The organism is Pseudomonas syringae (assembly GCF_001698815.1).
Taxonomy (GTDB): domain Bacteria; phylum Pseudomonadota; class Gammaproteobacteria; order Pseudomonadales; family Pseudomonadaceae; genus Aquipseudomonas; species Aquipseudomonas syringae_A.
In genome coordinates, this window is the sequence record NZ_LGSI01000040.1 from 98,139 (window position 1) to 120,816 (window position 22,678).

Sequence of the window (22,678 nt, forward strand, 5' to 3'; positions counted from 1 at the left end):
CATGCGCACCGATCAACCGAAAATGATCTACCTGAAGGACTACCAGGCGCCCGAGTACCTCATCGACGAGACGCACCTGACCTTCGAATTGTTCGACGACCATTCGCTGGTGCACACCCAGCTGGTCATGCGCCGCAACCCGGCCCGTGGCGCGGGTCTGCCGCCGTTGGTGCTGGATGGTCAGTTGCTGGAACTGCTGTCGGTCAAGCTCGACGATGTCGAACTGACCAACACCGATTACCAGCTGACCCCGGACCACCTGACGCTGCACCCGAAGGCTGAATCCTTCGTGGTCGACAGCAGCGTGCGAATTCACCCGGAAACCAACACCGCCCTGGAAGGCCTGTATAAATCCAGCGGCATGTTCTGCACCCAGTGCGAGGCCGAAGGTTTTCGCAAGATCACCTATTACCTCGACCGCCCGGACGTGATGAGCAAGTTCACCACGACCCTGAGCGCCGACAAACACGCTTTTCCGGTCCTGCTCTCCAATGGCAATCCGATTGCCAGCGGGCCGGAAGATGACGGTCGGCATTGGGCGACCTGGGAAGACCCGTTCATGAAACCGGCGTACCTGTTCGCGCTGGTGGCCGGTGATCTGTGGTGCGTGGAAGACAAGTTCACCACCATGAGCGACCGGGAAGTGACCCTGCGCATCTATGTCGAGCCGGAAAATATCGACAAGTGCCAGCACGCCATGACCAGCCTGAAGAAATCCATGCGCTGGGACGAAGAAACCTACGGTCGCGAGTACGACCTGGACATCTTCATGATCGTTGCGGTCAACGACTTCAACATGGGCGCCATGGAGAACAAGGGCCTCAACATCTTCAACTCCAGCGCCGTGCTGGCCCGTGCCGAAACCGCCACCGATGCCGCGCACCAGCGGGTCGAGGCCATCGTGGCCCACGAATACTTCCACAACTGGTCGGGCAACCGCGTGACCTGCCGCGACTGGTTCCAGCTGTCTCTCAAGGAAGGCTTCACGGTTTATCGCGATTCCGGTTTCTCGGCGGACATGAACTCGGCCACGGTCAAGCGCATTCAGGATGTGGCTTACCTGCGCACCCACCAGTTCGCCGAAGACGCCGGCCCCATGGCCCACGCCGTGCGCCCGGACAGCTTCATCGAGATTTCCAATTTCTATACGTTGACCGTGTACGAAAAGGGCTCGGAAGTGGTCGGCATGATCCATACCTTGTTGGGTGCCGAAGGCTTCCGCAAAGGCAGCGACCTGTACTTCGAACGCCACGACGGCCAGGCCGTGACCTGCGATGACTTCATCAAGGCCATGGAAGACGCCAATGGTGTCGACCTGACCCAGTTCAAGCGCTGGTACAGCCAGGCTGGCACGCCGCGTCTTACGGTGAGCGAGTCCTACGACAGCGCCGCGAATACCTACAGCCTGACCTTCCGCCAAAGCTGTCCAACCACGCCGGGCCAGCCTGGCGATGCGAAAAAGCCTTTCGTGATCCCTGTTGCCCTGGGCCTGCTGGACAAACAAGGCGGCGAAGTGGCTTTGCATCTGCAAGGCGAAGCGGCTGCGTCGGGTACTACTCGGGTGATTTCCGTCACCGAAGCCGAGCAGACCTTTACCTTCGTTGATGTTGCCGAACAGCCATTGCCGTCGCTGCTGCGCGGTTTCTCGGCCCCGGTGAAACTGAGCTTCCCGTACAACCGCGATCAGCTGATGTTCCTCATGCAGCATGACAGCGACGGCTTCAATCGTTGGGATGCCGGGCAGCAGCTGTCTGTGCAAGTCCTGCAGGAATTGATCGGCCAGTATCAGCAAGGTCAGGACATGGTCCTTGATCAGCGTCTGGTTACCGCGCTGGGCACGGTTCTGGCGGACACCACGCTGGATCAGGCAATGATCGCCGAGATGTTGTCGTTGCCGGGCGAAGCTTATCTGACCGAGATCAGCGAAGTGGCTGATGTGGATGCGATCCACGCCGCTCGCGAATTCGTCCGCAAGCAACTGGCGAACAGCCTGTTCGAGGCCTTGTGGTCGCGCTACACCAGCAACCGCGAGGTGTCGAAAGCCACGCCTTATGTGGCCGAAGCCGAGCATTTTGCCCGTCGCGCCCTGCAAAACATTGCCTTGTCGTACCTGATGCTCAGTGGCAAGCCGGAAGTTCTGGCCGCCACCATCGAGCAGTTCGACACCAGCGACAACATGACCGAACGCCTCACCGCGCTGGCCGTGCTGGTCAATTCGCCATTCACCGCCGAGAAGGACAAAGCGCTGACGGTGTTCGCGGAAAACTTCAAGGACAACCCGCTGGTTATGGACCAATGGTTCAGCGTGCAGGCTGGCAGCACCTTGCCGGGCGGTCTGGATCGGGTCAAGGCGCTGATGCAGCATCCGGCATTCAACATCAAGAACCCGAACAAGGTCCGCGCCCTGATCGGTGCGTTCGCGGGCCAGAACCTGATCAACTTCCATGCGGCGGACGGCTCCGGCTATCGCTTCCTGGCGGATCTGGTCATCGAACTCAACGCGTTCAACCCGCAAATCGCGTCGCGTCAACTGGCGCCGCTGACCCGCTGGCGCAAATACGACAGCGCCCGTCAGGCGTTGATGAAGGCCGAACTGGTGCGCATCCGTGATTCGGGTGAGCTGTCCAGTGACGTGTACGAAGTGGTGAGCAAAAGCCTGGCCGAGTAACTTCAGCGGTTGGTAAAAAAGGGCCTGACGCGTAAGCGGAGAGGCCCTTTTTCATGCGCGCGCTGTTCGTAAAAGGGGTGTCCATGTAGGGGCTTTCCAGAGGTAGCCATGGAGGTTTCATACAGACCCGTGCGGACTCGGCTGGCAGAGATTTCCTGTGACAAAGTTCATCCTTTCGTTTCGTGCTGCGTTGACCCTGATCGTCGCGCACATCATCCCGATTGAGGTATGGACTTTGTTGATGAATGGACGGAATACGCTGGTAATGCTGGGGTTGGTTGCACTTGGGCAAGAGGCTGCGGCTAATGCGCAGGTGACCAGGGAACAGCAGTTGCAGGTGGGCAGTGTCGAGTTGAATCTCGGTGTCGGGCTGTTGAACGGGAAGTCCGAGGAAAAAGTCTACGACAGTGGCGAAAAGCTCAGTCAGCTGAACTGGGACATCAAACAGGTACCCACCTTGCATCTGGGCCTGACCTACCACGCACTGGACTGGCTTACCCTGGACGTGCGCGGTTGGACGCGCATGAGCGCAGGCAACAGTCACATGCGCGATTACGACTGGCTCGACGGCGATGAGGCCGGTTGGACCCATCGTTCCGATCACCCGGATACCCGTCTCAAGAATGCCTGGCAGGCCGAGTTCGCTGCCACAGCCTGGGCGCTCAAGCGTGAAGACCTTGCCCTTGGGGTGATGGCCGGCTATCAGCGCAGCCAGTTCGATTGGGAATCCCGTGGCGGCAGTTACATCTATTCGTCTAAAGACGAATATCGTGACCGGACCGGCGAGTTTCCCGCCGGAGCCAAGGCCATCAGTTACCAGCAGACTTACGACACGCCGTTCCTCGGCCTTGTCGGCATCTACACCCTCCAGAACTTGACACTTGAAGGTCGGTTCAAGCACAGCCAGTGGGTCAAGGCCAGGGATTTCGACACGCATCACATGCGCGATCTGACGTTTGCCGGCAATCACGGCAACACAGGCCGTATGCAATCGATGGCTCTGGGGCTGACGTACAACTTCAATCCGCAGTTCTCGGTGAAGGCGGGGGTTGATCATCAGGTCTACGCTGAAGCCAAAGGTTCTACGCTGCGCAAGAACGCAATAACCGGCGACAGTCAGCGATTCGGCAACGATTCCAGCGCTCAGGCCAGCAGAACCACGGTGTCCACATTGGCGGTGGCCTACCGGTTCTGAACTCGATTGCCGATATCGGCCAGCACACAGGGGTCGTAGGACCGGCTTTAGCCGGGAGGGCGGAAGGTCTGACGACGCAACTGCTGCGAATGTCCCGGCGTCCTCCCGGCTAAAGCCGGTCCTACGGAACTTCAAAGGGTTGTGTGATGGGGGATCAAGACGGTATCTACGAGGAGCTGCACTCCTGCCACATCAGCTTTACTGATACCCAAACAATCACACCAAGGGCGCTTAACAAAAGATAACGTCTTGTCGATTGTCACGGGTTTCCAAAGCTGGATAGGATAGGTCTGCTTCCAAAAGGCTAGGGCTAGAGCGCTTGCAGCGGTTCTGCAAAGGCTGGTCAGTCTTCGGTAGACCTAATAACAATAAAAGGGGAACGCTCCATGAGTGAGCCTGCAGATCGGCGCACCCAGTCCAGTGCGGACGCGGCCATTGGCCGTTCACCGACACTACGCACAGGCAAGCCCCTGGCTAAATCCTGCTCGCTTCTCGCTGCATTGATGCTGGCGGGTTTCATCACTACCTCCATGGCTGCAACCGACAGTGCGCCGAGCAGCGCTGGCGGTGATCCTGCTGCGCTTTATTCCATCGAATCCGCCAAATCCGCACGCGGGCTGTTGCTGGACGTAACCCACGCCGGCGCAAGGCTGGTGGTGGTGGGTGATCGCGGCCACATCCTGTATTCCGATGATCAAGGCAAGACCTGGACCCAGGCCAAGGTGCCAACCCGGCAGCTGCTCACCGCGGTGTATTTCGTCGATGAAAAACACGGCTGGGCGGTTGGCCATGATGCGCAGATTCTTGCCAGCAGCGACGGCGGCGCGAACTGGGGCAAACAGTTCGAAGACCTCAAGCGCGAAGCACCGCTGCTGGACGTCTGGTTCAAGGATCTCAGCACAGGTTTTGCAGTCGGCGCCTATGGTTCGTTGATGACCACGACTGATGGCGGCCAGCATTGGCAAGATGCCAGCGACCGCCTCGACAACGAAGACCAATATCACCTTAACGGGATTGCTCAGGTCGCAGACGCAGGCTTGTTCATCGTCGGCGAGGCGGGCGCCATGTTCCGCTCGGCTGACGACGGGCAAACCTGGGAAAAACTCGAAGGCCCTTATCAAGGCTCGCTGTTTGGTGCCATCGGCACGGGGCAGCCCGGCACGCTGCTGGTCTACGGACTGCGCGGCAATCTGTATCGCTCGACGGATTTTGGCGATACCTGGAGTCCCATCGAATTGAAGGCTGCGCGTGGGCCGCTGGAATTCGGCTTGTCCAACGCCACCCTGCTCACTGACGGCTCACTGGTGCTCGTGGGCAACGGCGGCAGCGTCATGCGCAGTACCGACGATGGCCTGACGTTTCAGGTTTATAACCGTCCGGACCGGATTTCGTTGTCCGGCGTGGCGGGTGACGCACAGGGCAATCTGATTCTGGTCGGGCAGGGTGGCGTTCGCGTTACCTCACCGACCGGCGCCGAGTCGACCCAACAATAAGAAATATCAAGGCGGGACATCCGGCATGAGTAATCTTCATCACACTCAGCAGCACAACAACGACAAGGCCACATTTCTTGAGCGGCTGATTTTCAACAATCGTCCGGCAGTGATCGTCATCTGTCTGCTGGTCAGCGCCTTTCTGTTCTGGCAGGCCACGCTGGTTCGACCCTCCACCAGTTTCGAGAAGATGATCCCGCTGGAGCATCCGTTCATTCAAAAGATGATGGAGCACCGTAACGACCTCGCCAACCTGGGCAATACGGTGCGGATTTCGGTCGAGGCGGTAGATGGCGACATCTTTTCCAAGCAGTACATGGAAACCCTGCGCGAAATCAACGACGAGGTGTTTTACATCCCCGGCGTCGACCGTTCCGGGCTCAAGTCGTTGTGGAGCCCCAGCGTGCGCTGGACCGAAGTGACCGAGGAGGGCTTCGCCGGTGGCGAGGTGATCCCACAGAGCTACAACGGTTCGGATGACAGCCTGGATCTGCTGCGCAACAACGTGCTCAAGTCCGGTCAGGTCGGCCGACTGGTGTCCAACGACTTCAAGTCGAGCATCGTCGATGTGCCGCTGCTGGAGTCCTACCCGGACCCTGAAGACCAGGGCAAGCTGGTCAAGCTGGACTACCAGCAGTTCTCCCATCAACTGGAAGAAAAGATTCGCGACAAGTACCAGGCGCAAAACCCCAACATCAAGATTCACATCGTCGGTTTCGCCAAGAAAGTCGGCGACCTCATCGACGGCCTGTTGATGGTGGTGCTGTTCTTTGGCGTGGCGTTCCTGATTACCCTGGTGCTGCTGATCTGGTTTACCCGCTGTATTCGCAGCACGGTCGCGGTATTGAGCACCACGTTGATTGCCGTGGTCTGGCAACTGGGCCTGATGCATGTGGTGGGTTTCGGGCTGGACCCATATTCGATGCTGGTGCCGTTCCTGATTTTCGCCATTGGTATTTCCCACGGCGTGCAGAAAATCAACGGTATCGCCCTGCAATCCAGTGACGCCGATAACGCCCTGACCGCAGCGCGGCGCACCTTCCGCCAGCTGTTCCTGCCGGGGATGATCGCGATTCTGGCCGATGCGGTGGGGTTCATCACGCTGCTGATCATCGACATCGGCGTGATCCGCGAGCTGGCGATTGGCGCCTCGATTGGTGTCGCGGTAATCGTGTTCACCAACCTGATTCTGTTGCCCGTGGCGATTTCCTACGTCGGCATCAGCAAAAAAGCGGTCAGCCGCAGCAAGAAGGATTCAGTCTGCGAGCATCCGTTCTGGCGCTTGTTGTCGAACTTCGCCAGCGCCAAGGTCGCGCCGGTGTCCATCGCGCTGGCGTTGCTGGCCTTTGGTGGCGGGCTTTGGTACAGCCAGAACCTGAAGATCGGCGACCTTGACCAAGGCGCTCCGGAACTGCGCCCGGATTCGCGTTACAACAAGGACAACAGCTTCATCATCAACAATTACTCCACCAGTTCCGACGTGCTGGTGGTCATGGTCAAGACGCCACGGGAAGGGTGCTCGGCGTACCCAACCCTGTCGGCGATCAACGAATTGACCTGGAAGATGGAGAACACGCCGGGGGTGCAATCGGCGATTTCCCTGGTGACCGTGTCCAAGCAAATGATCAAGGGCATGAACGAGGGCAACCTGAAATGGGAATCCCTGTCGCGCAACAAGGACGTGCTCAACAGCTCCATTGCCCGGGCCGATGGCCTGTACAACAACGATTGCTCGCTGGCCCCACTGTTGATCTTCCTCAACGACCACAAGGCCGAAACCCTGGATCGCGCCGTGCATGCGGTGCAGGACTTCGCCAAGGAAAATAACCGCGAAGGCCTGGAATTCCTGCTTGCCGCGGGTAACGCCGGCATTGAAGCCGCCACCAACGAAGTGATCAAACAGACCGAAATGACCATTCTGATTCTGGTCTATATCTGCGTCGCAACCATGTGCATGATCACCTTCCGCTCCTGGGCGGCGACCTTGTGTATCGTCTTGCCGCTGGTGCTGACGTCGGTGCTGGGTAACGCCTTGATGGCGTTCATGGGGATCGGCGTCAAGGTCGCGACCTTGCCGGTAATTGCCTTGGGCGTGGGGATTGGGGTTGATTACGGCATTTATGTCTACAGTCGCCTGGAAAGCTTCCTGCGCGCTGGCCTGCCGTTGCAGGAAGCCTATTACGAAACCTTGAAGTCCACCGGCAAGGCGGTGTTATTCACCGGTTTGTGCCTGGCCATTGGCGTGTGCACCTGGATTTTCTCGGCGATCAAGTTCCAGGCGGACATGGGCCTGATGCTGACCTTCATGCTGCTCTGGAACATGTTCGGCGCGTTGTGGCTATTGCCAGCACTGGCTCGGTTCCTGATCAAACCGGAGAAAATGGCGGGCAAGGTGGGGAATTCGTTGTTTTCCCATTGACGTGTTCATCCGTAGGAGCGGCTTCAGCCGCGAGCGACGCTCTCCCGGCTGAAGCCGGTCCTACGGGTTACCAGGGGTTGGTGCGTTGCGCTACAGCCCCGAACTTTGCCCCAACACCACACTCAACGCATTCCTGGCATCGTCGAGCTGCACCAGCGTCGCGTGTCGGGCGCCTAGGGCGTCGCGGTTCTGGATGGCGGTGAGGATCGCCTTGTGACGCGGCAGCGCCAGCTCGTGCAGGTTGGGCCGTCGATTGGAATGCTTGAGGGCTTCACGCAGCGCCAGCGACAGCATGTTGCACAGGTGCGAGAGCAAGTCGTTGTGGGTGGCGTCGGCGATGCGGCTGTGAAAGTCCAGGTCCGGCTGCAACAACGCTTCCGGCGTCGGCGCGGCTTCCATGCGTTGGTAGGCTTCGTCGATGGAGGCGATTTCTTCATCGGTTGCGTACTGGGCGGCCAGCGCGGCAACTGCCGGCTCGATGACCGCCCGAACGCTGGTGAGCAGGTTGAAGAATTCGTTTTGCGGGGTGCTCTGCATGACCCAATGCAGCACGTCCGGATCTAGCAAGTGCCATTCCTTACGCGCTTTGACGACAGTCCCTACGCGCGGGCGGGAATAAACCAGGCCCTTGGCAACCAGAACCCGAGTTGCCTCACGCAGGACCGGCCGACTGACCGCATATTCTTCGCACAGCAAGGCTTCGGCGGGCAGCTTTTCGTCAGGTTTGAAACGCCCGGAGACGATCTGCATGCCAAGTTCCTGGACGATGCGGGCGTGCATGCTTTTACGGTCGGAAGGCTTTCGGTAATCCATGGGAACGCAAGTCGATCCTGAGCGATGAATGCGGCGCATCATAGCATTGGCGCACGATTGCAGGAGATTGCGCGCTTGCGTAGGACCGGCTTTAGCCGGGAGAGCGTCCTCCCGGCTAAAGCCGGTCCTACAGTGCAAGCCTCCAAAGCTGTCAATCAATGCGAATGACGCGGCACCTCGGCCCCGCGGCAGCCCACCAGGAAGTCAAAATCGCAACCCTGGTCCGCCTGCAACACGTGCTCGACATACAACTCACGATAACCGCCGACCAGCAGTTTCGGTGGGGCTTGCCAGTCGGCCAGGCGTGCGGCCAGCTCGGCGTCGGAGATGTCCAGATGCAGGCGGCCCGTTGCGCAGTCGAGTTCGATCCAGTCACCTTCCTGCACCACCGCCAGCGGTCCGCCCGCAGCAGCTTCCGGCGCTACGTGCAAAACCACGGTGCCATAAGCGGTGCCGCTCATGCGCGCATCGGAAATCCGCACCATGTCAGTCACTCCTTGGGCGAGCAGCTTGGCGGGCAGGCCCATGTTGCCGACCTCGGCCATGCCTGGATAACCCTTGGGGCCGCAGTTTTTCATGACCATGACCGAGTTGGCGTCGATGTCCAGATCAGGATCATTGATCCGCGCCTTGTACATGTCGAAATTCTCGAAGACCACTGCGCGGCCCCGGTGCTGCATCAGTGACGCGGTGGCAGCGGACGGTTTGAGCACTGCGCCCAATGGCGCAAGGTTGCCGCGCAGCACACAGATGCCGCCATCGGCGCGGATCGGGTTGTCCAGGGCGCGGATCACTTCGTCTTCACCGTAGATCGGCGCGTTCCGGGTGTTTTCGCGGATGGATTTGCCGTTGACCGTCAACGCGTCAGGATTGGGCAGCAACTTGGCCTCATCCATGCGGCGCAGCACGGCGGGCAAGCCGCCTGCGTAGTAAAACTCTTCCATCAGGAAACGTCCGGACGGCTGCAAGTCGACGATGGTCGGCATGCCTCGGCCGATGCGTGTCCAGTCGTCCAGCTCCAGATCCACGCCAATGCGCCCGGCGATGGCTTTGAGGTGGATGACGGCGTTGGTCGAACCGCCGATGGCAGCGTTGACCCGAATCGCGTTTTCAAATGCCTCTTTAGTGAGGATCTTCGACAGCCGCAGGTCTTCGCGGACCATTTCCACGGCGCGCATGCCCGACATATGCGCCAGCACATAACGACGTGAATCCACAGCCGGGATCGCGGCGTTGTGGGGCAGGGAAGTGCCCAATGCTTCGGCCATGCAAGCCATGGTCGACGCCGTGCCCATGGTGTTGCAGGTGCCGGCCGAGCGCGACATGTCACCTTCCGCCGCGAGGAAGTCATCGAGGGTAATCTGCCCGCCTTTATAGGCTTCGTGCATTTGCCAGACCACGGTGCCGGAGCCGATGTCCTTGCCTTTGTGCTTGCCGTTGAGCATCGGTCCGCCAGTAACGACGATGGCCGGAACGTCGCAGCTGGCCGCGCCCATCAGCAACGCCGGAGTGGTTTTGTCGCAGCCGGTGAGCAACACCACGCCATCAATGGGATTGCCGCGAATCGCTTCTTCGACGTCCATGCTGGTCAGGTTGCGGGTGAACATCGCGGTGGGGCGCAGGTTGGATTCGCCGTTGGAGAACACCGGGAATTCCACCGGCCAGCCACCGGCCTCGATCACGCCGCGCTTGACGTGCTCGGCGATCTGCCGGAAGTGCGCGTTGCAGGGCGTCAGCTCGGACCATGTGTTGCAGATGCCAATAATCGGCTTGCCCTGAAATTGATGATCGGCGATGCCCTGATTCTTCATCCAGCTGCGGTACATAAAGCCGTTCTTGTCGGCAGTACCAAACCATTGGGCAGAACGCAGGGTGGGTTTTTTATCGGAATCAGACATGATCGGCTCTCTTATTGTAAGACTTAATGGCGTTTCTGATGGTTAAAGTAAGCGTAAATTCGGCTCATTGGAAGAGTTGTGAGCTAAATAGTAATACTATATAGTCGGTTTTCAATGAGGGAATGACCCTGGCAAAAGCGCATGCTTGAAGCCAGAGGCGGCCCCAGAGGTTCCATAACAAAAACAATTGGAGACCGCTTTCATGAGCCAGGAACTCAGGCTTATTCGCCGCATCACCCTGAAATTGATCCCCTTTCTGATCCTGCTCTACCTGATCGCCTACGTTGACCGGTCCGCCGTCGGCTTCGCCAAGCTGCACATGAGCGCAGACATCGGCATCGGTGATGCGGCTTATGGCCTGGGTGCCGGTTTGTTCTTCATCGGCTATTTCCTCCTGGAAATCCCCAGCAACCTGATGCTTGAGCGTTTCGGTGCGCGCCGCTGGTTCGCCCGGATCATGATCACTTGGGGTGCAATCACCATCGGCATGGCGTTCGTTCAGGGTGCGCACAGCTTTTATGTGATGCGTTTCCTGCTGGGCGCGGCGGAAGCCGGCTTCTTCCCTGGCGTGCTGTACTACATCACCCAGTGGTTCCCGGTTCGTCATCGCGGCAAGATCCTCGGCCTGTTCATCCTTTCCCAGCCCATCGCCATGATGATCACCGGGCCTGTGTCCGGCGGTCTGCTGGGCATGGACGGCGTACTTGGCTTGCACGGCTGGCAGTGGCTGTTCATCGTGATCGGTACGCCAGCGATTCTGCTGACCTGGCCGGTCCTGCGCTGGTTGCCGGACGGTCCAAAACAAGTCAAATGGATGGATCAGGCCGAGAAAGACTGGCTCACCGGTGAACTGAAAAAAGACCTCGAAGAATACGGCCAGACCCGCCACGGCAATCCGCTGCACGCCCTGAAAGACAAACGCGTGTTGCTGCTGGCGCTGTTCTATCTGCCAGTGACGCTGAGCATCTATGGTCTGGGCCTGTGGTTGCCGACGCTGATCAAGCAGTTCGGCGGCACTGATCTGGTGACCGGCTTCGTGTCTTCAGTGCCCTACATCTTCGGCATCATCGGCCTGCTGATCGTGCCGCGCAGTTCTGACCGCCTGAATGACCGTTACGGACATCTGGCAGTGCTTTATGTGCTGGGCGCCATCGGCCTGTTCCTCAGTGCCTGGCTGACCATTCCGGTCGCGCAACTGGCGGCATTGTGTCTGGTGGCTTTCTCGCTGTTCTCCTGCACCGCCGTGTTCTGGACGCTGCCGGGACGTTTCTTTGCCGGTGCCAGCGCCGCAGCCGGGATCGCCTTGATCAACTCGGTGGGCAACCTGGGCGGTTACATCGGTCCGTTCGTGATCGGCGCGCTCAAGGAATACACCGGCAATCTCGCGTCCGGCCTGTATTTCCTGTCTGGTGTGATGGTCTTCGGCCTGGTGCTGACCGGCGTGGTGTATCGCCTGCTGGAGCGCAAACACGTCTTGCCCGCCAGCGATTTCGCGGCGAGTGCGCGCAGCCGCCAAGCCTGATCCAACTCTCTGGAGGACATTAGATATGAACTTAGTGCAATTTGAATTGAGCAACGGCCAGCGTCGTGTTGGCCTGGTGGACGGCGATCTGATCCGCGAAGTGCAGGGCGCACAGAGTGTGCGAGAACTGGCGTTGTCAGCCATTGATGCGGGCATCGATCTGGCTCGGCAGGTCGACAGCCAAGGTCTCGGTGACAGCCACGATTATGCGCAATTGCTCAGCGAACAGCGCATTCTGCCGCCGCTGGACCATCCCGATCCAGCGCACTTGCTGGTCAGCGGTACAGGTTTGACGCACTTGGGCAGCGCCTCGGCGCGGGACAAGATGCACCAGCAGGCGGGCGACGAAGCGTCGATGACCGACACCATGCGCATCTTCAAATGGGGCGTGGAGGGCGGCAAGCCCGAGGCCGGTCAGGCGGGTGTGCAACCTGAGTGGTTCTACAAAGGCGATGGCGGCATCGTCGTGCGCCCTGGCGCGGCGTTTCCTTTGCCACCTTTTGCCGAAGACGGCGGCGAAGAGCCGGAACTCAGCGGCCTGTACGTGATCGGCAACGACGGTAAGCCGTATCGCCTGGGTTTCGCCATCGGCAACGAATACTCCGATCACATCATGGAGCGCAGAAACTACCTGTATCTGGCCCATTCCAAACTGCGCGCCTGTTCGTTCGGGCCTGAGTTGCGGGTTGGCGAGCTGCCGCAGAATCTGGCCGGCACCAGTCGGGTCATTCGCGATGGCGCCGTGCTGTGGGAGAAGGAGTTCCTCAGCGGCGAGGCCAACATGTGCCACAGCCTGGAAAACCTCGAATACCACCACTTCAAATACGCGCAGTTCCTGCGTCCGGGCGACGTGCATGTGCATTTCTTCGGCACCGCGACCCTGTCGTTCGCCGACGGCATTCGTACCCAGCCAGGCGATCAGTTTGAAATCAGCCAGGCCGAATTCGGCAAGCCACTGGTCAACGGGATCGCCACCACTGAAGCCGCGTTTCAGCCGGGTGGGATTGGCAGGCTTTAACGCGGGGCCAGGTACACATCTGTGGGAGGGGATTTATCCCCGAAGGCGGTCGCCCTGGCCTCTTCGGGGATAAACCCCCTCCCACAATGATTGCCACCGTTTTTCACGTCGTGACGTAAACATCCAATAAAAATAACGAGGTGTGCACATGACCAACACTACTGTGCCCGTCGAAGCCTTCGACGAGGACGCTTTCGAGGACAGGATATATCGCAAGGTGAACTGGCGGATCATCCCGTTGTTCATCGCCTGTTTCCTGTTCGCCTATCTGGATCGGGTCAATATCAGTTTCGCCAAGTTGCAGATGCAGAGCGATCTGGGTTTCAGCGAAACGGTTTATGGCCTCGGCGCCAGCCTGTTTTTCGTCGGCTATTTCCTGTTCGAAGTGCCCAGCAACATGCTGCTGCACAAGATCGGCGCGCGGGTGTGGATCGCGCGAATCATGGTGACCTGGGGCATTACCTCGGCCTGCATGATGTTTGTGCAGAACGAATTCTGGTTCTACACCTTGCGGTTCCTGATCGGCGTGATGGAAGCGGGCTTCGTCCCCGGTGTGCTGTATTTCTTTACCCAGTGGTACCCGGGTAATCGTCGGGCGCGGGTCAATTCCTACTTCAAGAGTTCGATCTGCCTGTGCGGTATTGTCGGCGGTCCGATTGCCGGATTGATTCTTGGTCATTTTGATGGCGTGCTGGGCATGCCCGGTTGGCGCTGGTTGTTCCTGCTGGAGGGCATCCCTTCGGTGCTGCTCGGCATCGTGGTGTTCTGGTTCGTCTGCGACCGGATCGAAGATGCGCCGTGGTTGAATGACCGGGAGAAGAAAGTCGTGTTGGCGCGGATGGCCAAGGAAGTGCAGCCGGAGATTCCCCAGACCTTCAAGGACATCTGGAAACACCCGACCACTTACGTGATGTCGGTGATTTATCTGTGCCTGGTGATGGCGCTGACCGGCCTGCTGTTCTGGATGCCGCAGCTGATCAAGACCGCAGGCGTGGCCGACACCATGAACATTGGGCTGTTGACGGTCATTCCGTATCTGGGCGCCGTCGTCGGCAACCTGTTGATCGGTGCCAGCTCGGACCGCCATGGCGAGCGTCGCTGGCACATGGCCGGTTGCGCCTCACTGACCGCTGCGGGTTATCTGGTCTGCGCCAGCTTCCCTGGACAGCTGGTGCCGTTGATGGTCGGCATGACTATGATCATGACCGGAATCATCGCCTGGATGCCGATCTTCTGGACCATTCCGCCGCGTTTTCTCAGCGGTCTGGCGGCGGCTGCGGGGATCGCGCTGATCAACTCCATTGGTCAGCTCGGCGGGATCATCGCGCCGTTCATGGTCGGCCGGATCAAGGACCTGACCGGTGTCGCCACGCCTGCGCTTTATGTGCTGTGCGCCGTCTGCGTGCTGGCTACGGCGTTGATTATCTGGGGCATACCGAATCGCTATTACGTGTGTGAGACCATTCACGACAAGCCGATTGCATCACCGGTACAAGCCCCGGCCTGACCGAACAGGGCATTTTGGCCTATCATTCGCCTTTTTCATGAAGGCGAATGAAATGACCGACGCTCCTGCCACCCTGCACGAATCCCTGAAGACCGCGACCATGCTGGAAATCGACGGCCTGCACGCCTGGGATTTCTTCCTGGGCGACTTCCTGACTCTGGAATGCATGGACGGTCGCGACCGCAAGACCTGGCGTTTCAGTCTTGAGCAGATTCACGCGGCGACGTTCGACGCAGCGCTGCAAAGCTGGACGATCAACGACGGCACCAGCGATCACAGTCTGAAATGCCTGGATGCGTTCACTCCGAGTAATGACGTGGACGAGCTTGAAGAGGACGGATCCGTATAAAACCAATCCGGGGCAGGCAGTGTCATAGAGGTGACTCTCGCATCGATGGCGCCCGATAACAATCCACAAGAGATATGCCCATGACTCGTAAACTCCTGCCGTTGCTGACGCTGGTCAGCGCAATGAGCGCTCTGCCGCTACAGGCTCAAAGCATGACCGACTACGATGTACTGATTGGTTCATATACCCAGGGTGCCAGCGAAGGCATCTACCGTTATCGTTTCGACAGCCAGACCGGCAAGCTCGACGCCAAGCCGCTGCAAGTGATCAAAAGCGAAAATCCGTCCTGGCTGACGCTGTCCAAAGATCAGCGTCATCTGTTCGCAGTCAACGAAAACGGCCCCGGCGGCAGCGATGTGGTGGGCAAGGTCAGCAGTTTTGCCATTGACCCCAAAAGCCATGAGATAACCCCGATCAATCAAGTGGTGAGCCGTGGCGACGAGCCGACCCATTCGAGCCTGAGCCCGGATGAGCGTTTCCTGTTTGTCTCCAACTACGCGGTGCATCCCGATCCGGGCGGCGCCTTGGCAGTCATTCCGGTGGGCAAGGACGGCAAGCTGTCTGATGTTGCGCAGGTCAGCAACAATCATGGCGCCAGCAAGGTCAATGCGGAACGCCAGGCGTCTTCCCACGTGCACTCAGCGGTGCCAACGCCGGACGGCAAGTATTTGGTGGCCAGCGATCTGGGCGCCGACAAGCTGTTCGTGTTCAGCTACGACGGCCAGAAAACCCAGCCGTTGCAGCCCGCCAGGCACCCGACCGTAGAGTTGGCGCCGGGCAGTGGTCCTCGGCATCTGTTGTTCAGCAAGGACGGCAAGCACGCCTGGCTGACGCTGGAAATGCTCGCCCAGGTTGCGGTGTTCGATTATCACGACGGTGCATTCAAGCAGACACAACGGGTGGACCTGAAGAATAAAGGCGTGCAGCAGAAAGTCGGCGCGGGTGGTTTGCACACCTCGGCGGACGGCAAGTTCCTGTACGTGGCCAATCGCGGTGAAGCCAATCAGGTGCTGGTATTTGCAATCGACGGCAAAGGCCAGCTCAAGGAAATTCAGCGACGCTCCGTGGAAGGCACCGAACCCCGGGAGTTCAGTTTTGACCCGAGCGGCCACTTCATGCTGATCGCCAACCAGAAAAGCAATCAGATCGTTACCGTCAAAGTCGATCCGAAAACCGGACTGCTCGGCGAGACCGTGCAAAAGGTCGACTTCGATTCGCCTTCGGACTTCCGTTTCCTGACGCGCAAGTAGCTGTGGATCGACGTCAGCCCGCCAGATACGCGGGCTGGCGTGTGTATTAATCCGGCTGATATGAGCTAGTGCTACAAAACATTTCGAATGATCGGCCCTCGGGGGTAAGTTTGAGTCACGGCCAAGACGGTCAAGACTTGAAACGAAGCTTTTACAGAACATCCGAGGGTTACCGCCATGAACTTCAATATCTTCTCCATCATCGCCGCGTCCGCTATCTCCGCCACTGTTGCGCTGCCAGCTCACGCCAGTGTCGAAGTTGCCGACAAAAAAGCACACTCTACCCAGACTTACTCCCCCAAGTATCTGCAACAAAGCGCCAAGTTCTACGCTGCACTGGATCACAAGACTCAACAATGAACCTATTTAAAAAGTGAATCCATTCCCCGTTAATGAGCGGTTCAATACCGGGGAATGGATTCGCAATCAAAGTTGTATGTAACAGCCGCCGCTTTCGCGAGCATGTTCGCTTACTCAGGTTTTTGCGACCACTGATCATTGTGTATCAGACCCTGCAAATTCTGCCCGGTGAGCCTGCTCGCGAAAGCGTCAGATGAATTCCCCTTGGCCCGCGCCTGTTAAGTCGCGGGCTTTTTTTGTCCGTTACCAATCCACTGAATAACTCATGCTGAACGTCCGGCCTTCGGCATTTGCATAAGGGGCGGGAGAATTGGCCTGGGCAAACATGTTCTGGTACGTGCGATTGGTCACATTACGCACGCCGCCCTCCAGTCGGCCTACCGGTAAGTTCAAGGAGCCGAGCAAGTCGAACAGGGTATAGCCCTGAACATAGCGTCCATTGTTGTCTTTTGCGGCAGCGTCATAGTTGGCCAGGCGCATAGCCTGCAGACGCAAGGTGTAATCGCTCTGCTCATATCCGACAAATACGGTGGTCTTGGCTGGGGAAACCCGGGTTGCTGGCAGGTCAATCCATTTGCCGTTCTGTCGGGTTTCGCCTTTGGCTCGCGCATAAGTTCCGCCGATGGACCATTGCTCGTTCATGTGAAAGGTCAAAAGACTTTCTACACCTCTGACACGCTCTTTCTGGCTGATCAGGCGCAGAGCGCGTTCGGCGGCATCGTAGAACTGGGTCACGTCCGAGGTGTTTTCGTAAACGGTGAGGTTGGCTTGCCATTTGTCCCAGTTGCCGCGCCAGCCCAGTTCATAGCTGTCGACCTTGATGGACTGGGCATTGAGCCCGCGGACGTCGTACGTGCTACGCACATCGCGCAGGAAGCGTTGGATATCCGGCAATGAAAACCCTTGGCTAAAGTTGGCGAATACATCCTGAGTGTCATTCAGGTGATAAACCGCCCCGAGGTTATACAGCGTGGCGTCGTACTTGAGGGTGCCGCCCGGCAGGATGGCGTGCTTGCCGGTCTGCACGATTTCGCCATAGGCGACGCTATCGGATATATCGCTTTGGATCCACTCGCGTCGTATCCCGCCACGTAGTGTCCAATCTTCGATGTCATAGGACAGCTGGCCAAAAATCGCACGGGTTGTGGTTTCGATGTCTGGTCCCAATTCGTAGGTCGTTCCAGTCTTGGTGTAGTTCAGGCCATTGACCGCATATTGATCGGCACGCTGCGAGGAGCGTTCGTTGTCATAATCGGTGCCCCACACCAGGCTGCCGGTGGCCGAGCTAATGTTCGGCATATCACTCTCGATAGCCAGACGAAACCCGTAGACGTTCTGCACGCTGTTGTTGTCCGATATTCCCGCTTTACCCCGTGACACGGCGGGAGCAAACAAGGCATCGGCTCGACGCCAATAGGTTTCGACCTGCAAGTTCTGACTGTAGAAATCGCTGTCCCGGTAATTAAGGTTGACGGCCTGGTTATGGGTGAATGGCTGGTCGCTGAGTTGCAGACCTTTGATCGCCACGGCTTCGCGGGTATTGCGTGGGTCTTTGGCGTAGTCGGTGTCCTGTTGGTCCTTGTAGTCTTGCAGCGACAGGCTGACTTTCTTGTCGGCATCCAACGCGTAGCCGAATCTGCCTTGCAGGTCATAGGTCAAGGTGTCCATGTTGCTTCCCTGGGATATGTCCTGAGGGATGCGCTGGCGGTTGCCGTCAAATTGGTCGTTGCGTTGGGTGGTGGCAGCCGAGACATACCAATCCAGGGCATCTTCGCGTCCAGATACGCTTTGAAACGCTTCGTAGGCAAATCCGCTGGCGTTCAAATTGTTGCCGCTGGTCACGCCCAGCCGACTGCTGAATGCGAGCTTATCGCCCTGATTGCGTTTGGTAATGATATTGATGATGCCGCCCGAAGCACCGGCACCGTAGAGGCTGCTGGCGCCCGACACGACTTCGATGCGCTCGATGCTTTGCGGCGAAATGCTGTTCAACTGCCGGTAGCTGTCGCGAGTAGCGTTCTGCGATACGCCGTCGATCAGCACCAACATGTTACGGCCGCGCAGGCTTTGGCCGAAGTTGCTCATGCCGCCGCTGGACGGTCCCAACCCCGGCACCAGCTTGCCGAGAATATCCGCGACCCGTTGTCCGGCACCGGCTTGTTGTTGAATCTGCTGTTGGTCGATGACCTGCACTGAGCCCGGAATCGAGGCGATGCTCGCTTCGCTGCGGGTGGCGGAAATCACCACGTCAGGCAGGTCCAAAGTGCCGGGCTTGTCGTCCGGAGCGGTTTGTTCAGCCCAGGCGGGAGCATTCAGCAGGCCAAGCAGGGGTAGCAGAACGGGAAATCGAGTCGCGGTCATGGTTCTATCTTTTCAGTGGCAGAAGAAGGGGGGAAACGGTGGAGGGAATGAGTGGTAGTGCATGGGCGCGGATTAGCCGAATGCCCGACGCAGCAAGTGCGTAGGTGAATGCAACCATCCAGAAAGCGTTGGAAAGTCCGACGAATTGCATGCCGATGCCACCGATGATGACCCCGCAAAGGGCGCCTGCCTTGGCGGCGCTGTTGCCCAGACCAAGGGCAAAACCTTGCTGGCTGGTCGAAACGGTGTTGGCGATCAACGCGTAAGCCACAGGTAACAGCGCACCTTGCCAGACACCCCATAGCAGTCGGGATATCAAGAAGCCGGTCCATTCGCTGGCCAAAGCGGAGAGCGCCAGCGTCAAGGTGCAGGCCCAGCAAACCCATTCGATCAACAGCAGGGTTTGCTCCGGTTGCCAGCGGTCAAACAAGCGTCCCCAGAGCGGCGCCGTCAGCAGCAATGTCACTGCGCTTGCTGCATAGCTGGCGCCGATCAACCAACCCGGCGCATGCAGGACATCCACCACGTACAACGCGTAGAAGGGCTGCGGCATCATCTTCGCCGCCTGGATCAGAATAATGATGACGAGCAGCGCGCTCAGCCATCTTCCGGGCAGTGGCTGGGGTGGCATTTGGCGAGAAGGTTTGGCTGCCCGGCGGTCGCTGGGCAGGAACAATGCGATGGCTGCACAGATCAGGCATATCAGCGCGGCGCTGATGCACAGCAGGCTGAAGCCGGATGCATCCATCAGCCATCCGCCGAACAGCGGACCGAGCAGCGAGCCGACCGCCGTCGCCGATTGCAGGCGTGTCAGGGTTCGTCCGCGTTCGTCGGTTTTACAGCAGGCCATCGCATAGGCTTGAGCGGTGGCGATGAATCCCGCCAGCGCGCCTTGCAGCATGCGTATTGCGACCAGGCATTCGGCATCAATCGTGACGGCGGCCAGCGCCTGGCAAATGCCAAGCGCCAGCAGCGCGCGAATGATCATCGGCTTGTGCCCGGTCCGATCGCCCAGTCGGCCCCACAGTGGCGTGAGAATCATTGCCGCGAGCATGGGGCCGGCGTAGACCAGTGCGTACAACATTCCAAGATACGCAGCGTTGTCGGCGCCGAGCAGGATGCGGATTTGCAGCGGCCAGAACGGTCCGCTCATTTCCATGGCGGCCATGGAGATCAGTTGAATGAGCACCAGCAAGCGCAACGCTGCGCCGTCAGTGGTCACAGACACAGCCGAGCAAAGGATTTTTCAGGCGTCCCACAACATCGACATGGCTGTCGAGCAGGCGCATGCGCAGCAGCGATTTGGCTGGCCAGTCTTCTTCAAGCAAGGCCCTGCGTTCGGTGTCCCAGCGCTGTGGTTCGATATGCGGGCGCTGTGTGTCGAAGCAAAGGGCGATCTGACATGCCAGTTCATTCCATAAAGTCGAGGCTGGCGCCTCCCAATACCGGGCGCACAACAGAATCAGCTCGCCCAGATGGCACATGAACACTGCATGCAGCAGCTTATGGCGAACATGGGCCGCATCGTCATACAGCGTCATGTTCGGGTCGTGCAGTTCAATATCCAGACCGCGCGCGCGCAGCACTTTGCGTTCGATCCTGATATCACCAAAATCCCGGACCAGCAGGCGATCCTGCTGGCTGTCCGCAGTCATGATCATGAAGCTGTTCTGTTGGTGAGCTTCGAAGGCAATCCCGTAGCGCAGATACATGCCCAGCAAACCCTGCACGCTGATGGCCAGATACTTGCGCAGGAACGTCTGCATGGCGTGCGCATCATCCCGACCTTCGGCCAATGCGATCCAGTGACGCAGCAGCGGCTGACCGGCAGCGTCCAGCGTGAACAGGCTGCCAACCGGTATGGCCAGTTCGCCCGGCTGCAAGCGGCTCAGTGGATTGTCGCGATACAGCACAGCCGCCTGCCGAGAACGCTCGTCATTGGCGGTTGGCGGCGAGAAGTGCACGCCGATCCGCTCTGGCAGAATGTCCAGGACTGCGCGGATCTGCGGCTCTTGATCAATGATTGTCTGAAGCAAATGACTGATGCGTGGGCCCATGCGCACAGCACGCGGTGACACGGTGCGTTGTGCGCTGGTAAGACTCAGTGCGACAGGCAGTTTTACCATTGGCGCGTCGGGGCGTGCTTCAGGGAGCACGGTGCGAAACGACATGGTCGGGAGCGCGATGAACGCCACCACTTTGGTCAGCACCAATAAGTGATCACTGATTTCGTTGGCGAAGGTCAGTGGCAGCTGGTGCGCGGCTTGCCAGGGGTGGACGGGCAGCGGCAGATAATCGGCAGCGTTAAGTCCCTGACGCTGCAGTTCGTCGTCCAGTTGTCCGGCGGCTTCCGGGAAACCGGCTTGCCACCAGCCGCGGTAATCGCCGGTCCCGACCATCGCTTCGACATGGGCAAATTGACGATGCAGCGCGCACAGCAGTATTGGGATACGGGCTTCGAACTCCGGAGAAAAGTCGATGACTTGAGCAACATTCAAGCCCAGCTTGGTCTTGTAGTTCGGGTGCCACGGATGCCCGAGCGTGCCCCATTGCTCAAGTAGCGCAGTCGGATTGGCAACGGCGTTGCCATGGCTTAGCCACGCCAGCAGATTGCCGTTGTACTGCGGTTCAACTGTTTCGATCAGTTGCCGCGTCCATTGCCGATGAAAGCCCAGGGATAGCGTGTCGTTGCTCAGGCTGTCGTCGAGTTCCTCATTCAATCGCTGGATGACATGTTCCGCCGGCACAGGATTTAGCCTGTCGCGGACAAGCGTCAGCAACTGCGATGGAAAGGTTATCTCAACGGCCGGTTTACCCACCTCATGAAAGGTGACTGCGCCACGAAGGTCCCAGCTGTTCATGCGGCCCTGGCGCAAATAATCGAAGCGCAGTCCGCTGTCATCTGCCAAAGGTAGCCAGCAACCGTGCTGTTGGTCATGCACGCAAGTTCGGGGATCGAGAAGACTTTCGCGAAACAACGACTGTATGAGTCGTTGCAGGCTGCGCTCAATGGCAAGGTTCAGGTGTGTGCTGAGCGAATGGAGGGTGACGGTGTGCGACTTGAAAGCAGGGCTTCGAAGCGCTTCGCTCCAGCGAGCGAGCAATTGCTGGTTTTGATCGTAGAGCGCGTGTTCCAAGTCCTGATCCTCTGGGCGACTTCGAGAGAGCACGCGGAGATTATCGGGTAGAAAATCAGGGTCAAATGATAATGATTAGATTTCGTGTTAATCAGAATTGGACTACAGGCGTGGCTCCTTGGGTCCGTCGTTCACGGGAAATTAATCGTTCAGGCGCGTGAGTGGTCCTGTTTGATCATCAACCCAACTGATATCCGCTATGCCCAGCCATCGTTTTTCAATAGTGCGCTTTTCCACGATCCTGTCGGCCTGGAAACACATCACGGAGTTACAACCATGGCCGCTGCCATTCTTCATTCAATCAAACAAGGCGCTTATATCGCCATTTCGCTTTATGTTGTTTTCATCGCCGTGGTCACTGTTACCAGCATGAATCCACAACTTACAACACCCTCGGCTCAAACCCTGGTTGAGCGTACTGCGGTTAATGCCCAGGAGCGTGCGTCGTGAGTGGCGGGAAGTTGTGGGTAACAGCAGGACTTGCGGTATTGATCAATGGCAGTTCATTGCTGGGCGTTGGCCAGGGTTCGGTGGGCGGATTGGCGCGCAGTATCGAATGCCGACACGAGATCGCCCATGCCATTGAGCGGTCAAGGGCACAGAACATGGTGGCGGGGAATCGGCCGGAAAGGGCGGGCGAACTTGGTTGACGCGCAACTGGTGGGAGCGAGCTTGCTCGCGAAAGCGA

Annotated in this window: 17 protein-coding genes; 12 read left to right on the plus strand and 5 right to left on the minus strand. The window is 58.7% G+C overall.

Going from position 1 to position 22,678, the window contains the following annotated elements:
* Position 1: 1 nt before the first annotated feature.
* The 4 genes from pepN (at position 2) to AFK24_RS11895 (ending at position 7,775) form a co-directional block, all read left to right on the plus strand.
* A complete protein-coding gene (gene pepN, locus AFK24_RS11880; protein WP_065833418.1) occupies positions 2–2,668 on the plus strand; it encodes an aminopeptidase N in 2,667 nt (888 codons plus the stop codon).
* A 157-nt stretch (positions 2,669–2,825) separates the two neighbouring features.
* On the plus strand, positions 2,826–3,863 hold the full coding sequence (locus AFK24_RS11885) for an omptin family outer membrane protease (RefSeq protein ID WP_065833419.1): 1,038 nt from the start codon (positions 2,826–2,828) through the stop codon (positions 3,861–3,863).
* Positions 3,864–4,249: 386 nt separating this feature from the next.
* Positions 4,250–5,356 carry a WD40/YVTN/BNR-like repeat-containing protein gene (locus tag AFK24_RS11890; RefSeq protein WP_430962158.1) on the plus strand — a complete coding sequence of 369 codons (1,107 nt, stop codon included), beginning with the start codon at positions 4,250–4,252 and terminating at the stop codon, positions 5,354–5,356.
* Positions 5,357–5,381: 25 nt separating this feature from the next.
* On the plus strand, positions 5,382–7,775 hold the full coding sequence (locus AFK24_RS11895; protein WP_065833420.1) for an efflux RND transporter permease subunit: 2,394 nt from the start codon (positions 5,382–5,384) through the stop codon (positions 7,773–7,775).
* 90 nt (positions 7,776–7,865) lie between these two features.
* On the opposite strand, the gene AFK24_RS11900 is transcribed toward AFK24_RS11895, so the two are convergent.
* Positions 7,866–8,588, minus strand: coding sequence for a FadR/GntR family transcriptional regulator (locus tag AFK24_RS11900; protein ID WP_065833421.1), 723 nt, complete (start codon positions 8,586–8,588; stop codon positions 7,866–7,868).
* Between the two features lie 155 nt (positions 8,589–8,743).
* Complete coding sequence (locus tag AFK24_RS11905; protein WP_065833422.1) at positions 8,744–10,486, minus strand: IlvD/Edd family dehydratase; 1,743 nt, start codon at positions 10,484–10,486, stop codon at positions 8,744–8,746.
* 202 nt (positions 10,487–10,688) lie between these two features.
* Between AFK24_RS11905 and AFK24_RS11910 the strand changes: the two genes are divergently transcribed.
* The 6 genes from AFK24_RS11910 to AFK24_RS11935 all read left to right on the plus strand — a co-directional run bounded on the left by AFK24_RS11910 (position 10,689) and on the right by AFK24_RS11935 (position 16,492).
* Entirely contained in the window at positions 10,689–12,008 is a 1,320-nt protein-coding gene (locus tag AFK24_RS11910; protein ID WP_065833423.1) for an MFS transporter, read from the plus strand.
* A gap of 25 nt (positions 12,009–12,033) precedes the next feature.
* Positions 12,034–13,026, plus strand: coding sequence for an AraD1 family protein (gene araD1 / locus AFK24_RS11915; RefSeq protein ID WP_065833424.1), 993 nt, complete (start codon positions 12,034–12,036; stop codon positions 13,024–13,026).
* Between the two features lie 148 nt (positions 13,027–13,174).
* Positions 13,175–14,533 (plus strand): MFS transporter, encoded by a 1,359-nt coding sequence (locus AFK24_RS11920; RefSeq protein ID WP_065833425.1) that lies wholly within the window; start codon positions 13,175–13,177, stop codon positions 14,531–14,533.
* 52 nt (positions 14,534–14,585) lie between these two features.
* A complete protein-coding gene (locus tag AFK24_RS11925) occupies positions 14,586–14,882 on the plus strand; it encodes a DUF5629 family protein (RefSeq protein ID WP_065833426.1) in 297 nt (98 codons plus the stop codon).
* 80 nt (positions 14,883–14,962) lie between these two features.
* Positions 14,963–16,132, plus strand: a complete 1,170-nt coding sequence (locus tag AFK24_RS11930) for a lactonase family protein (protein WP_065833427.1) — start codon at positions 14,963–14,965, stop codon at positions 16,130–16,132.
* A gap of 177 nt (positions 16,133–16,309) precedes the next feature.
* Complete coding sequence (locus tag AFK24_RS11935) at positions 16,310–16,492, plus strand: hypothetical protein (protein ID WP_065833428.1); 183 nt, start codon at positions 16,310–16,312, stop codon at positions 16,490–16,492.
* A gap of 243 nt (positions 16,493–16,735) precedes the next feature.
* Here the strand turns inward: AFK24_RS11935 and AFK24_RS11940 are convergent, their stop codons facing one another.
* Genes AFK24_RS11940 through AFK24_RS11950 form a run of 3 tightly spaced genes read right to left on the minus strand, consistent with a single transcriptional unit; the run spans position 16,736 to position 21,990 of the window.
* Complete coding sequence (locus AFK24_RS11940) at positions 16,736–18,853, minus strand: TonB-dependent receptor (RefSeq protein WP_065833429.1); 2,118 nt, start codon at positions 18,851–18,853, stop codon at positions 16,736–16,738.
* A gap of 4 nt (positions 18,854–18,857) precedes the next feature.
* A complete protein-coding gene (locus tag AFK24_RS11945) occupies positions 18,858–20,075 on the minus strand; it encodes an MFS transporter (protein WP_065833430.1) in 1,218 nt (405 codons plus the stop codon).
* On the minus strand, positions 20,065–21,990 hold the full coding sequence (locus tag AFK24_RS11950; protein ID WP_065833431.1) for an IucA/IucC family protein: 1,926 nt from the start codon (positions 21,988–21,990) through the stop codon (positions 20,065–20,067). The genes AFK24_RS11945 and AFK24_RS11950 overlap by 11 nt, the downstream gene beginning before the upstream one ends.
* A 171-nt stretch (positions 21,991–22,161) precedes the next feature.
* On the opposite strand from AFK24_RS11950, the gene AFK24_RS30735 reads away from it, so the two are divergent.
* Together AFK24_RS30735 and AFK24_RS11955 are read left to right on the plus strand one after the other, a co-directional pair.
* Positions 22,162–22,440, plus strand: coding sequence for a hypothetical protein (locus AFK24_RS30735; protein ID WP_139110497.1), 279 nt, complete (start codon positions 22,162–22,164; stop codon positions 22,438–22,440).
* Positions 22,437–22,640, plus strand: a complete 204-nt coding sequence (locus tag AFK24_RS11955; protein WP_065833432.1) for a hypothetical protein — start codon at positions 22,437–22,439, stop codon at positions 22,638–22,640. Before AFK24_RS30735 ends, AFK24_RS11955 begins: the two co-directional genes overlap by 4 nt.
* Positions 22,641–22,678 lie beyond the last annotated feature (38 nt).